The sequence below is a fragment of the Streptomyces sp. NPDC001848 genome (genome assembly GCF_042891915.1).
GTDB lineage: Bacteria > Actinomycetota > Actinomycetes > Streptomycetales > Streptomycetaceae > Streptomyces.
The window spans coordinates 1-11,759 of sequence record NZ_JBIATP010000026.1; the positions used below are offsets into that span (position 1 = coordinate 1).

15 protein-coding genes, 1 tRNA gene and 1 pseudogene are annotated in these 11,759 nt (G+C 68.8%); 13 read left to right on the forward strand and 4 right to left on the reverse strand.

What is annotated here, in order from left to right:
- Nucleotides 1–735: 735 nt before the first annotated feature.
- The 3 genes from ACFYZJ_RS35950 to ACFYZJ_RS35960 all read right to left on the reverse strand — a co-directional run bounded on the left by ACFYZJ_RS35950 (nt 736) and on the right by ACFYZJ_RS35960 (nt 3,057).
- The gene (locus tag ACFYZJ_RS35950; RefSeq protein WP_388575642.1) at nt 736–1,221 is read right to left on the reverse strand and encodes an NUDIX domain-containing protein; all 486 of its coding nucleotides are present in this window, start codon (nt 1,219–1,221) and stop codon (nt 736–738) included.
- A gap of 19 nt (nt 1,222–1,240) precedes the next feature.
- A complete protein-coding gene (locus ACFYZJ_RS35955) occupies nt 1,241–2,455 on the reverse strand; it encodes a helix-turn-helix domain-containing protein (protein WP_388575645.1) in 1,215 nt (404 codons plus the stop codon).
- Between the two features lie 233 nt (nt 2,456–2,688).
- Nucleotides 2,689–3,057 (reverse strand): GntR family transcriptional regulator, encoded by a 369-nt coding sequence (locus ACFYZJ_RS35960; protein ID WP_388575648.1) that lies wholly within the window; start codon nt 3,055–3,057, stop codon nt 2,689–2,691.
- Nucleotides 3,058–3,208: 151 nt separating this feature from the next.
- Here ACFYZJ_RS35960 and ACFYZJ_RS35965 point away from each other — a divergent pair, with 151 nt between their 5' ends.
- The 12 genes from ACFYZJ_RS35965 to ACFYZJ_RS36020 all read left to right on the forward strand — a co-directional run bounded on the left by ACFYZJ_RS35965 (nt 3,209) and on the right by ACFYZJ_RS36020 (nt 10,839).
- Nucleotides 3,209–3,565 carry a hypothetical protein gene (locus tag ACFYZJ_RS35965; protein WP_388575651.1) on the forward strand — a complete coding sequence of 119 codons (357 nt, stop codon included), beginning with the start codon at nt 3,209–3,211 and terminating at the stop codon, nt 3,563–3,565.
- A gap of 3 nt (nt 3,566–3,568) precedes the next feature.
- A complete protein-coding gene (locus tag ACFYZJ_RS35970) occupies nt 3,569–4,924 on the forward strand; it encodes an FtsK/SpoIIIE domain-containing protein (protein WP_388575654.1) in 1,356 nt (451 codons plus the stop codon).
- Between the two features lie 82 nt (nt 4,925–5,006).
- Entirely contained in the window at nt 5,007–5,213 is a 207-nt protein-coding gene (locus ACFYZJ_RS35975; RefSeq protein ID WP_388575657.1) for a hypothetical protein, read from the forward strand.
- Nucleotides 5,213–5,887: a DUF2637 domain-containing protein gene (locus tag ACFYZJ_RS35980; protein ID WP_388575660.1), complete on the forward strand. Its 675-nt coding sequence runs from the start codon at nt 5,213–5,215 to the stop codon at nt 5,885–5,887. The genes ACFYZJ_RS35975 and ACFYZJ_RS35980 overlap by 1 nt, the downstream gene beginning before the upstream one ends.
- A 21-nt stretch (nt 5,888–5,908) precedes the next feature.
- Nucleotides 5,909–6,100 carry a mobile element transfer protein gene (locus tag ACFYZJ_RS35985; protein WP_388575662.1) on the forward strand — a complete coding sequence of 64 codons (192 nt, stop codon included), beginning with the start codon at nt 5,909–5,911 and terminating at the stop codon, nt 6,098–6,100.
- Between the two features lie 9 nt (nt 6,101–6,109).
- A complete protein-coding gene (locus ACFYZJ_RS35990; protein WP_388575665.1) occupies nt 6,110–6,265 on the forward strand; it encodes a hypothetical protein in 156 nt (51 codons plus the stop codon).
- A 24-nt stretch (nt 6,266–6,289) separates the two neighbouring features.
- Nucleotides 6,290–6,607 carry a SpdD-like protein gene (locus ACFYZJ_RS35995; RefSeq protein WP_388575667.1) on the forward strand — a complete coding sequence of 106 codons (318 nt, stop codon included), beginning with the start codon at nt 6,290–6,292 and terminating at the stop codon, nt 6,605–6,607.
- 90 nt (nt 6,608–6,697) lie between these two features.
- Nucleotides 6,698–6,883, forward strand: a complete 186-nt coding sequence (locus ACFYZJ_RS36000) for a hypothetical protein (RefSeq protein WP_388575670.1) — start codon at nt 6,698–6,700, stop codon at nt 6,881–6,883.
- Nucleotides 6,876–8,237 (forward strand): replication initiator protein RepSA, encoded by a 1,362-nt coding sequence (gene repSA / locus ACFYZJ_RS36005; protein ID WP_388575673.1) that lies wholly within the window; start codon nt 6,876–6,878, stop codon nt 8,235–8,237. The genes ACFYZJ_RS36000 and repSA overlap by 8 nt, the downstream gene beginning before the upstream one ends.
- Nucleotides 8,238–8,253: 16 nt before the next feature.
- Nucleotides 8,254–8,424 (forward strand): AlpA family transcriptional regulator, encoded by a 171-nt coding sequence (locus ACFYZJ_RS36010; protein WP_161270550.1) that lies wholly within the window; start codon nt 8,254–8,256, stop codon nt 8,422–8,424.
- Nucleotides 8,421–9,794: a tyrosine-type recombinase/integrase gene (locus tag ACFYZJ_RS36015; RefSeq protein WP_388575675.1), complete on the forward strand. Its 1,374-nt coding sequence runs from the start codon at nt 8,421–8,423 to the stop codon at nt 9,792–9,794. The genes ACFYZJ_RS36010 and ACFYZJ_RS36015 overlap by 4 nt, the downstream gene beginning before the upstream one ends.
- A 190-nt stretch (nt 9,795–9,984) precedes the next feature.
- Nucleotides 9,985–10,839 (forward strand): nuclease-related domain-containing protein, encoded by an 855-nt coding sequence (locus ACFYZJ_RS36020; protein ID WP_388575678.1) that lies wholly within the window; start codon nt 9,985–9,987, stop codon nt 10,837–10,839.
- Nucleotides 10,840–11,056: 217 nt separating this feature from the next.
- On the opposite strand, the gene ACFYZJ_RS36025 is transcribed toward ACFYZJ_RS36020, so the two are convergent.
- A tRNA-Arg gene (locus tag ACFYZJ_RS36025) sits at nt 11,057–11,128 on the reverse strand.
- Between the two features lie 103 nt (nt 11,129–11,231).
- Between ACFYZJ_RS36025 and ACFYZJ_RS36030 the strand changes: the two are divergent.
- Nucleotides 11,232–11,672 (forward strand): annotated as a pseudogene (locus ACFYZJ_RS36030) (response regulator); the annotation flags it as partial.
- Between the last annotated feature and the right edge of the window lie 87 nt (nt 11,673–11,759).

Sequence of the window (11,759 nt, forward strand, 5' to 3'; positions counted from 1 at the left end):
AAGAGCCTGCGCGTCGACCGCCACACGTACAAGGCCACCGTCAGCATCGACATCCTGTTGACAGCACCCATCAGCCCATAACTTCATGGCCTTGGCCTAAAGCCGTGGAGTCGACCGCCCCAGCCACAGCGGGGTTCTCCCCTTCGCATGGCCGCGCCCGCCGTCCAGCCGCGGCCCGGCGCGGGATCAGCGGGCCGTACGAACGTCCGCGCATCTGGCAGCGTCGGCTCGCATGCCACCGCCACCACGATCCGGCCTCTTGTGGTAACACAAAGCGTCTTTGACCTGCTCTGTTGGGGATCATCGTTCGTCCCCGTGCTCGTGTTGGAATGTGGCCGCTGCGTGCGGCGACGGGCGGGCGGCGACGTGCGGCCGGTGGCGAAGACAAGTGAGGCGGCGCGGCGGCGACCGACCGGCGCCGCCGCGCTTTGCGCGGCCCTCGGGTCTTGATCCGACCTACTTGCGGTGGGCAACCGGGTGGCAAGGGGTGCGCGGTGGCCCCGGCGAGGCATTGGCCCAGCTGCTGTTGCGTCCTTCCCATTCCTGAGGCCGGATCGTGGTGGCGGTGGCTTGTGGGCCAGGAGCGGCCATTGATGCGTTTGGGCGGAGTGCGCGGCGGTCGGGTTGGCGATGATCGATGAGCGCCGTGGGCCGCCCCGCCGAGCGAGCGAAGCGAGCCTTGATGAAGTAGGGAAAGTCTTACCGCGCCAGCGGGTCAGGCCGTGTCCTGCGTGATCACGCGGCTCGGCTCTCTGGCCTCTGGCCGTGCTCCAAGTACACGGGCGCTGAGCTGATCCTTGCCTCGGCCGCCGCGAGGATGCGTCGGGCCAGTCGCGGGATCGTCCGCTCGGTGATCTGCTCCGGGGAGAGGAACGCGAAGCTCCTCAGCTCCTCGGGCTGCAAGATGATCGCTGCCAGGTCCTCCTGGCTGAGCTGGCCGCCGTCGAACAGGTACAGCACCTTGTCGCCCTCGGCCTCGTTCGGTGCCCAGTCGACTGCGAGCAGTCGCCCGATGGGTGGTGTGATTCCCAGTTCCTCCTGGACCTCGCGGATGGCGGCGTGCAACGGGGACTCGCCGGTCTCGACGTACCCGCCAGGGATCTCCCAGTAGTCCTTGTAGGAGGGCTCGACCATGAGGACCCGCCCGGCGGCATCAAAGAAGAGCGCACCCGCTGCCATACGCGGGTGCGCCATCTTCGCTTCCTGTGCATTCGGCGCCATGCAGCCGAGGGTACCCGGCTCAGACGACATGCAGCCTCTTGGCCAGGTCCGCCAGACTGCGGCTCGGCCGGCCTTTCTGATTCCGGACCCAGGTGAGGACGAGTTCTCGGGCGAGGTAGTGGCTTCGCACCTGCTCGGGCGCCCAGCTCTCCGCTTCGAGGACTTTGGCCAGTGCGTCGTCCATACGGTTGTGGGCACTCAGCGCTCGGGCGACCTCGAGGTTGTGCCGGGTCCGGCGCTCGGTCGGCAGGCCACTGGTGTCGATCTGCGGCCCCAGGTCCGCCGCGATCTGCATGTCGCCCAGCTCTGCGGCGGTGGCCACTCGGTGGATGGCGACGTTGGTCGGGCCGAAGGCCGTCCACACGTGGTTGGCGTCGGTGCCAAGACGCTGCGCCGCCCGGTCGGCTTCAGCGAGGAACGTCTGAGTCGTGGGGCGGTCCTCCGCGCGGGCCGCTGCCATGGATCCGGTGAGGAAGAGGGTTCCGTAGATCGACAGGAACTCGGGGCTCGCGTCGTCCAGGCCGGGGCGGAGGTACTCTCCCGCGTCTCCGATGAGCTGCGTGGCGGCGTCGAACCGACCGTTCGATAGCAGGCAGTGAGCCACGGACCGGAACAGGGACCCGGTCACCACCGCGTTGCCGGACTGCTGCGCCGCTGCTAGCCCGCGGTCGGCCGCGATCCAGGCGAGGTCGGTCTCGCCGAGCTTGGTGAGGACCATGGCGGCGCCCTGGTAGGTCATCGCCATGAGCTCGTGTGCCTGCTCTCGTTCCCTGCCTTCGTAGGCCTGGGCGGCGATGAGCGCATCCGCCAGCAGAAGCGGCAGGCGGCGGGTCGCGAACGCGTAGCGGGAGTCCTGGTAGGCGTCCCACACCTCGGCAACGCTGCCGCGGAGTTCGTCGAGCGGTGTCGGCTCACCCTCGGTCGTGACGCCCAACAAAGGTGTGAGCTGACGGTAGTTCATCAGAGCCGAGCGAAGCGCCGGCACCGTGCGGGTCCCGCTGTCTGCCGTCCAGTCCAGCAGCGTCGGCTCGGCGAGCAGGTCGCCCAGCGTCACGTCGAGCGCGTCCGCAAGGGACTTGATGACCGAGAGCCGGTCCAGTTCGATGCGGTTGTTCTCTGCCTTGCTCAGCCAGTCGACCGTTCGGCCGACCAGTCCGGCCAGGACCTCCTGGGACATGCCCCGCCTGCGGCGGTACCAGGCGACGCGTTCGCCGATCGTCAGATTCGTCGTCATTCCTCGCATGGCAAGAGCGTCCCCCCGTCTCTATATGGGACCCCGGAGAGATTTTCCGGGGTACTCCAGCGCCCCGCTCCTAGCGTTGATGACACCCCAGGGGAAGACAGGTCGAACGCAGGACGAAGGAGCCACGATGCCGCTGACCCCGGCCGAGGTGGTGGAACTGATCAGTGAGGTCAAGGCACTTGGCGAGGAGGTGACCATGCTGGCAAGCCGTGCTGACGCGTTGGTCAACCGTCTTGCGCCTGGTTCCGGACCAACTGCTCAAGCTGATCCATCCGCTCCGCCAGCCGACGCACCTCTTGGCGGACGTCGGACAGGTATGCGGCGATCTCCTCGAACTCGGGGCTGTGCTTCGTCGGACGCGGTTCCTCAGGAAGAGTGACGAAGCTGCCCTTGCCCTGGTGAGAGATCACGAAGCCGTCCTCACGGAGGCGTGAGATCGCCTGCCGGGCGACAGTCCGCGAGACCCCATGCGTCTCCATCAGCTCGGTCTCGGACGGCAGCTTCTCGCCCGGGGTCAGCTTTCCCTTACGGATGCGCCGCTTGAAGTCATCGGCGATCTCCAGGTACTTCGCGCGTCCCGTGAACTCGGCCATAGCCCCTCTCAGTGCTTGTAGCACTAAGTGCAGCACATCCGACCGACAACAGTCGAGAACCCACTTGACGTACTAAGTACTTCGGGTGCACTCTCGTTGTCAGGTCGACGTACTAAGTACGTCAAGTTGGATGACACCTAGGAGCGCACTCATGCGTCAGATCCCCGTCGACACGTCCACCGCCACGGTGATGGTGGCCAAGACCCCGCAGCCCAAGGTGAAGGACCGCCGTACCGGCGAGATCGCCACGGACACCGAGACCGGCGCGAAGCTGATGACCGTCGATGTGATGTTCGCGGCCAACGACGAAGTTGAGATCCTGTCCATCACCGTCCCGGAGACCGGCATCTCCGGTGACCTGGCGATGGGCACGCCCGTTGCCCTCACGGGGCTGATCGCCCGGCCGTGGGAGAACGAGTTCAACGGCCAGAAGCGGCACGGCATCGCCTTCCGCGCGGTCGCCGTCACATCGCTGGCCGCCACCGGCTCGACGTCCAAGGCTGCCTGAGCCATGACGTGGTTCATGGTCGCTGTGATGCTGGTCGTCGCCGCTGCGGCTCTCCTGCGGTGGCGGCGCCCCGCCTGGTACTGGCTGACCTTCGGGGTCACCCTCGCCACGCTGCGAATCCTTGTCCGCTACGCCTCGGTCATGGACGCCTGCGGGCTGACGGTCCCGCCCTCCCGCTGGCGCCTGGCCATGGCCCGGGCCACCAACCGCCCGGTGCCGGAGTCCCGCCCGCCGCGCATCCTGCGGCTTCGGCCGACCCGGACCGGCCTGGTGCTGCGACTCAAGCTCCGGCCTGGACAGGACGCCTTCGACGTCTCGGCCGCCACGGACCGGCTGCGCCACTCCTTCGGGATGTACGGCGTGACTTCCCGTGAGGTGCGGTCGGGTGTGGTCGAGGTGCGGATGACCGGCTACGACGTGCTCAAGCGGGTGCAGATGCCTGCCAAGACCGACCGTGCGCCGATGCGGATTCCGGTCGCGCTGCGGGAGGACGGCTCGGTGCACTACCGCGACTACCGGGCCGTTCCCCACGGCCTGACCTTGGGCGCCACGGAGTCCGGCAAGTCGGTCTACCAGCGCAACCTGGTAGCCGGGCTGGCCCCGCACCCTGTGGCCCTGGTCGGGATCGACTGCAAGCAAGGGGTCGAGCTGTTCCCGCTGGCCCGTCGCTTCTCCGCTCTGGCCGACAACCCGGACACCGCGCTGGAGGTGCTGGAGGCGCTGGTGACGCACATGGAGGAGGTGTACCAGCTCATACGGGCCGAGCAGCGCATCAGCGTCGCGGTGCCGGATGCGGAGATCGCCGCCGACATCTGGGACCTGCCCGAGGACCTGCGCCCGATCCCGATCGTGGTCCTGGTCGACGAGGTCGCCGAGCTGGCCCTGTTCACCACGAAAGAGGAGGAGAAGCGCCGGGACCGGATCATCACCGCCCTGGTGCGGCTGGCCCAGCTCGGCCGCGCGGCCGGCATCTACCTGGAGATCTGCGGGCAGCGCTTCGGCTCCGAACTCGGCAAGGGCATCACCATGCTCCGCGCCCAGCTCACCGGCCGGACCGCCCACCGGGTCAACGACGAGACCTCGGCGAACATGGCCTTCGGTGACATTGCCCCGGACGCTGTCCTGGCCGCCATCCAGATTCCCGCCGAGATGCGCGGGGTGGCCATCGCGGGTGACTCCACCGGTGGCTGGCACCGCATCCGCGCTCCGCACACCTCGCTGCGGCAGGCCGTGAACATCTGCAACAAGTACGCCGACCGCACGCCCGACCTGCCCGCGCTGGAAGCCTTCCGGCCCACGCTCGCTCCGGTGTCCTCGGCCCGGGTGCCGCTGACCAAGACAGCCCCCGCGACGGCCTGACCCTCTCCGCTCCATGGTCGGCGCGACCGCCATCGCGCCAGGTCCCTACCCCTGCCATGCCTGACGAAGGGAGAGCCCCGCCATGTGCCCTCACCGCGAGGACTTCGCCCGCACGGTGCTCCTGCTTCTCCAGCTCGGCCACTACGCCCACACGTTCGGCGCTGACCAGGGCTTCATCGAGGCCATCGGCCCGTCCCTGGCCGCCTCGTTGCCCGAGCCGCCGCCCGGTATCTTCCCGCCCGGCTACGACCCGAACGACGGCCCCGCCTATCCCGGCGAGGACTCCTGATGGCCCGCCCTGCCCTGCGCGTCGACGCTGTCCTGGTCCAGGCCGTCATCGCCGGGGCCTTGTCCTTCGCTCACTTGCACGACCTGGCCGCCGCTGCCGGACAGAGCGGGTGGAAGGCCTGGGCCTACCCGATCAGCGTCGACCTGCTCCTGGTCGCCGCCTGGCGACGGCTCCGCTCGGACGGACCGTCCCGGCTGGCCTGGTGCTGGTTCCTGATCGCCTTGTTCGCCTCCCTCGGCGCCAACGTCGCCACCGCCGGATTCCTCGACCTGGCCAACCCGCCCGCCTTGCTCCGCCTCGGCGTCGCCGGATGGCCTGCGCTGGCCTTCCTCGGCGGCACCCTCCTCGCCCACTCAGCGGCCACGGACCGGGAGCCGGTTCCGCCGGCACCCGCCGCCGAGCCGGAATCCGTCCCTGACGCACCGACTCGGGAGGCCGAAACGGACACGTCCCCGGAGGCAGAGACCGAAGAGGCTTCCGCGCTGCCCATTGCCGCTCCGCCTCCGCCCGCCGCACCGGCCGTGCCGGTCCCGGCCGCCCTGGTCGAGCACGCCCGGAAGGTCGCCGCCGACCACGAAGCACGCACCGGAGCCCGGATCGACACCGACACCCTTCGCGCCCGCCTCGGCGTCCCGCCCCAGCTGGCCGACGCCATCGCCACCCAACTCGCCTGAGCCGAAAGGAGAACCGCCGCGATGCCTGCCCGCGACCACTTCCACTCCGTCATGAGCATCGGCCCGGTGCAGATCGGCACCCACCGCGACCGCAACGGCCGGACCAAGTACGCCGCCGTGTGCACCGCGGACCGCTGCGGCTGGTCCGCCGACTACTCCAGCCAGTCCGCCGCGCAGCTCGCCGCCCGCACCCACCGCTGCCGCGTCCGCTAGGAGGCCTCCGTGCAGGTTCCGCTCTGGCTCGCCCTGGTCGTCGTCGGCTACCTCGGCGTCAAGCTCATCCGCCCGCCCTGGTGGCTCATCGCCGTGCTCCTGCTCGGCGGGTTCCTCCTCGCTGACAGCGTCCTGGCCCCGGCCATCAACGCGCTCATCAAGTAGCCCGCGCTCGAAAGGAGTTCGCCAATGCTCCGTCCGAAGATCCCGACCAATCCCACGCCGACCGGCCACGTCGACCCGCCCGCCGTCGTGCAGCCGACCGCCGTCATCCCGAGCCACCCGACCCCGCCGCCCGCACCGATGGCCCCCGCACCGTCCCGGCCCACGGTCCAGCTCACCCCTGGCGCCGTGGTCGCCCTCGTCGGCGGCGGCACCGCCGTGGTCCTGGTCGTCGGCGCCGTCCTGGTCTCCATGCTCCTCGCGGTCGCCATCACCGGCGCCTCGGTCGCCGTCTGCGCTCTGGTGATCCGCTCGCTCATCAACGCGGACGCCAAGCGCCGCTGACCGGCCCCCGGGGCGGCCGTCAACCGCCAAGTCTCCGCCGCCCCGGAAGCCGTGCCCCTCACCGATCTCGCAACCGGAAGGAACCCCAGCATGACTGACCACGCCACACCCTCGCCCCGCATCTGCCCGAACTGCGACGGCTTTGCCTCCGTCGCCATCACCGTCGGCGGTCGCGACCGCCGCGGGCACCTGCGCACCATCACGGCCGACTGCCCGGCCTGCAAGGGCACCGGCACCGCTCAGCGTCCCGCCGTCCGGGAGGGTGCCCGTGCCTGACCTGCTGGATCCGACCACCCTCGGCGACCTGCTGAGGGTGGCCTCGGCCCCCGACTACACCCGCTGGGAAGACCAGATCCGCCGCACCGGCGGCTGCGCCGACCCCATCCATCTGCGCGGCTGGGTCCTCCACAAAGACAAGGTCACCGGCGAGACCCTGCACCACTACAGCACCGAGAACGAGCCCGGCGGACGCCTCCGCGTCGCCTGCGGCAACCGCCGCGCCTCCCGCTGCCCGGCCTGCGCCTGGACCTATGCGGGCGACACCTACCACTTGATCCGCGCCGGGCTCGCGGGCGACGACCGCCGCGACATCCCCTCAACCGTCCGCGACCATCCCCGCGTCTTCGCCACCCTGACCGCCCCGTCCTTCGGCCCGGTCCACAACCGCCCCGACCATGGCGTCTGCCGGTGCGGCACCCGCCATGCCGCCGACGACCCGGCCCTCGGCACCGCCCTGGACCCGGCCACATACGACTACGCAGGCGCCGTCCTGTTCAACAACCACGCCGGGCAGCTCTGGCAGCGCTTCACCAACCGGCTCCGCCGCGAGATCGCCGCCCGCGCCGGCCTTTCCCAGCGGGAGCTGAAGGAATGCGCCCGGCTCTCGTACGGCAAGGTCGCCGAGTTCCAAAAGCGCGGCGCCGTGCACTTCCACGCCGTGATCCGCCTCGACGGTCCGGAAGGTCCGGACACCCCGCCCCCGGCCTGGGCGACGGTCGGCCTCCTCACGGACGCGATCCGCGCAGCTGCCGCGCACTCGTACACGTCGGTCTCCGTCCCGGCCGCTGAGGACCAGCCCGCCCGGACCTTCCGCTGGGGCACCCAGCTCGACGTCCGGCCCGTGAAGGCGTTCGGCGACGGCTCGGAGATCACTGAACAGGCCGTGGCCTCCTACGTCGCCAAGTACGCCACCAAGGCTGCCGAGAACACGGGCACCCTGGACCGCCGCATCGGCGAACTAGCCGAGCTCGACCGCCACCAGGTCCCCGACCACACCCGCCGCCTCATCGAAGCCTGCAAGATCCTCGACCCCCTGTACCCGGACCGCCGCCTGTGGGCCTGGGCTCACATGCTCGGCTTCCGCGGCCACTTCTCCTCCAAGTCCCGCCGCTACTCCACCACCCTCGGCGCCCTCCGACAGGAACGCGCCGACTACCGCGCCGCCCAGGAACGCGAAGCCCTCGGCCTGGACGACACCGAGCCGGACACCGTGCTCGTCCTGGCCGACTGGCAGTACGCCGGACACGGCCACACGCCTGGCGAATCCGTCCTCGCCGCCACCATCGCCCGCGACCTCCAACTCAACCGCCAAACCGCCCGCGAAGAAATCGCAGCCCTGGAAGGAGCCTGACGTGAAAGACGAGCTGATGACCGTCCCGCAGATCCTCGATGAGCTCGGAGGGGTTTCCCGGAGGACGTTCTACCGGTGGCGCGAGCTAGGGCAGGGGCCGGCTGCCTTCAAGCTTCCCAACGGCGAACTGCGAGTTTGGCGGAGCGACTTCCGGACCTGGCTGCGGCAGTTGGAGGCCGCCGCGTGAAGTCTCTCGATGTGAAGGTCTGGGGTGTCCGTAAGAGGGATACCAAAACGCCGTCTTATGGAGTCCGCTGGTCCGTTGCGGGCAACGTCTTCTCGGATTCGTTCCGTACCAAGGCGCTCGCTGATCACTACCGAGCGAAGCTCATGCGTGCCATGCGGGACGGCGAAGAGTTCGACACGGAGACTGGCCTTCCGGCCTCGATGGAACAGAAGAAGTCGCCCTTGTCCTGGTACGACTTCGCCCTCAAGTACCTCGCGATGAAGTGGCCCCACGCTGCACCCAACACGCGAGACGGCATCAACGAGTCCCTTACCAGTGTGACCATGGAACTGCTCGCTGAGCGCGCAGGACGGCCGTCCGACGAGGAGATCCGTAAGGCATTACGCAACTGGGCCTTCGTGCTGCCAGGGCCGAACGAGCGGGAAGTCCCTGAGAATGTCCGGAACGTTCTGCATTGGGTGGCAAAGGCATCCCGACCGCTTGCGGATCTGGCTGAACCCGCAACGGCCCGCGCCGTGCTCGACGGGCTGAAGCTGAAGCTCGACGGCACCGCGGCAGCCGCTGAGACCGTGCGACGGAAGCGGCGGACCCTCGTCAACGCTGCGAACTACGCGGTCGACCTCGGGGAGCTGCGCGAGAATCCGATCACGGCAGTTCGCTGGCAGAAGCCCAAGGTCTCGAACCAGGTGGATCCGCGTGTTGTCGCCAACCCGGAGCAGGCCCGCAACCTCCTGGTTGCAGTGTCCTACGTGGGCGGCTACCGGCGTGCTCGCGGCCGGCGTCTCGTCGGGCTGTTCGCAGCGATGTACTTCGGTGGCCTCCGGCCTGCTGAGGCGGTCGGCCTGGTCGAGACTGACCTCGTCCTCCCCGAGCAGGGCTGGGGATCGGCACTGCTCCACCGGACCCGTCCTTCGGTCGGCAAGCAGTGGACCGACTCGGGAGAGACGCACGACGACCGCGGACTCAAGAATCGGCCGACCGAGGACGTTCGGCGCGTGCCCATCCCGCCCCAGCTAGTTGCCGTGCTGCGCGATCACCTGGCCACGTTCGGCACGGCGGAAGACGGGCGGCTCTTCTTCAGTGAGAAGGGCTCGGTCGTCCCGTCTTCGACCTACTACCGCGTGTGGCAGGAGGCTCGGCTCCTGGCGCTTTCGCCTGCCGTTGCGGCCTCGCCGCTCGCGAGCAGGCCGTACGACCTTCGGCACTCGGCGCTGTCGACGTGGCTCAACGCGGGCGTCGACCCGACTGAGGTGGCCGAGCGCGCCGGCAACAGCGTTGAGGTCCTGCTGACCCGCTACGCGAAGTGCCTCGACGGTCGGCAGGACGTCGCCAACCGCCGTATCGAGGACCTGCTCCGCGAGTACGAGTGAGACAACCTGCAGCCACCCCGAGGCCCTAGGCATGCCGCCTGGGGCCTCCCTCGTTTCGCGCCCTACCTGCGGCGACGCTTCATCCGATAAGAGTGAACTGAGCCGCGCCGCGCGCCCCTGCGGTCTTGTGACCTCGTCTCGCTTGCTGCTGGCATATCGGCAACGTCAATGCGGGATTACAGGGGGTCATGTGGAGCTGCACGTCACGCGCTGGAAGCGGTACGGGCATGATCGTCTGTACGCCAACCTTCCTGATGGCACCGCGGTCGGTTGGGCGGACGTCACGACGGGGGACATCACTGTCTTGCGGGCCGAGTATCGCGACGACGTGATCACCGTGCTCGCAGAGCACTTACAGAACCTGGCCGAGCCTGTCCCGCCGGACAGGGCGCCGGAGGCTCAGGCGCGTCCGATGCTGCCGCCTCTGACGGCGGCCGACGACCTGGCCGTCAATCCTCCCGGGCGGTCCTTGCATGATCTGCTCGCCGAATCCGGACCCGGGCTAATGGAGCGAGTCGTCTCACGGCTTCTGCGCCGGCCCACGGAGTGGGATTCTTGGCGGAAGGGATTGGCGGGGGAGCGGCGAGTGGGAGCCGAGCTGAACCGCTTGGGACGCCACGGCTGGCGCGTCTTGCACTCCATCCCCTTGGCCAACAACGTGGATATCGATCACTTATTGATCGGGCCTGGTGGAGTATTCAGCGTCAATACGAAGCATCACCACAAGAGGGCCGTATGGGTTGGGGATGATTCCGTGAAAGTAGATCACGGGAAACCGGCGCCCTACGCACGCAAGAGCCGGGCGGAGGCCAAGCGGGTCGTCCGAGTGCTTGAGCGCTATTGCGACTTCCCGGTACCGGTGGAGCCGGTGCTCGTCTTCGTCGGTGTCACCGAGCTGAAGGTGGTCGCTACGCAGCTCAGTGTCCGGGTGTACCAGGAGCGCCAGGTATCGGCACTCGCTCCGCTCTCAGGCGTTCTCACGGCCGACCAAGTGGAGCAGGTGTACAGCGTTGCTCGCCATCGTCAGGCTTGGGCGCAGGCCTGAGTTGGTGGACTCAGTGAGGTGCCGGCGGAGCGCGTGGAGGGTGCGGGTCTTGCCATCTCCCGGACCTCACCTGCGGCGATGCTCCAAGATCCCGTCCACGCCTCGTCCACAGACCCCGACATACGGCCGCTCCGGGCGGCATACGCCTGCACAAACACGAAGACCCCGGCCTCAGCGTTTCCGCTGGTGACGGGGTCTCTGGGCACCTCATACAGGGTGCCCCCGGCAGGATTCGAACCTGCGCACACGGCTCCGGAGGCCGTTGCTCTATCCCCTGAGCTACGGGGGCGTGTCCCGCGCTGTTGCGCTGACGGGTAGAACCCTACCAGCTCCTTCGTGGTGGTCATGAACCGTTTCCCGGGGGCTCCGTCGGCGCGGCTCGCCCGGACGGGGTGGAAGTGGGGAAAACCCGGACGCGGCCGCTCGGCTCGACCTACTCTCGAGTTGTGCCAGGCGCGTCCGGCCGGGTGCTTGTTGTGGACGACAACAAGGTCATCCGGCAGCTGATCAGGGTCAACCTCGAGCTGGAGGGTCTCGAGGTCGTGACCGCCGCCGACGGTGCCGAGTGTCTGGACGTCGTGCATCAGGTGCGGCCCGATGTCGTCACCCTCGACGTCGTGATGCCTCGGCTCGATGGCTTGCGGACGGCTGCGCGGCTGCGGGCCGATCCCCGGACGCGGAAGCTGCCCCTCGCCATCATCAGCGCCTGTACGCAGTCCGAGGTCGAGAGCGGCCTCGATGTCGGCGTCGACGCCTTTCTCGCCAAGCCCTTCGAGCCGTCCGAACTCGTCCAGCTCGTGAAGGAGTTGATCGAGCGCGGTGCTCAGGTCGGACGGCAGCACCAGCAGCATCTACGACAAGGGCACCACCAGCACCATCAGCATCAGGACCAGTACCAGGAGCATCAGATCGTTCGGCAA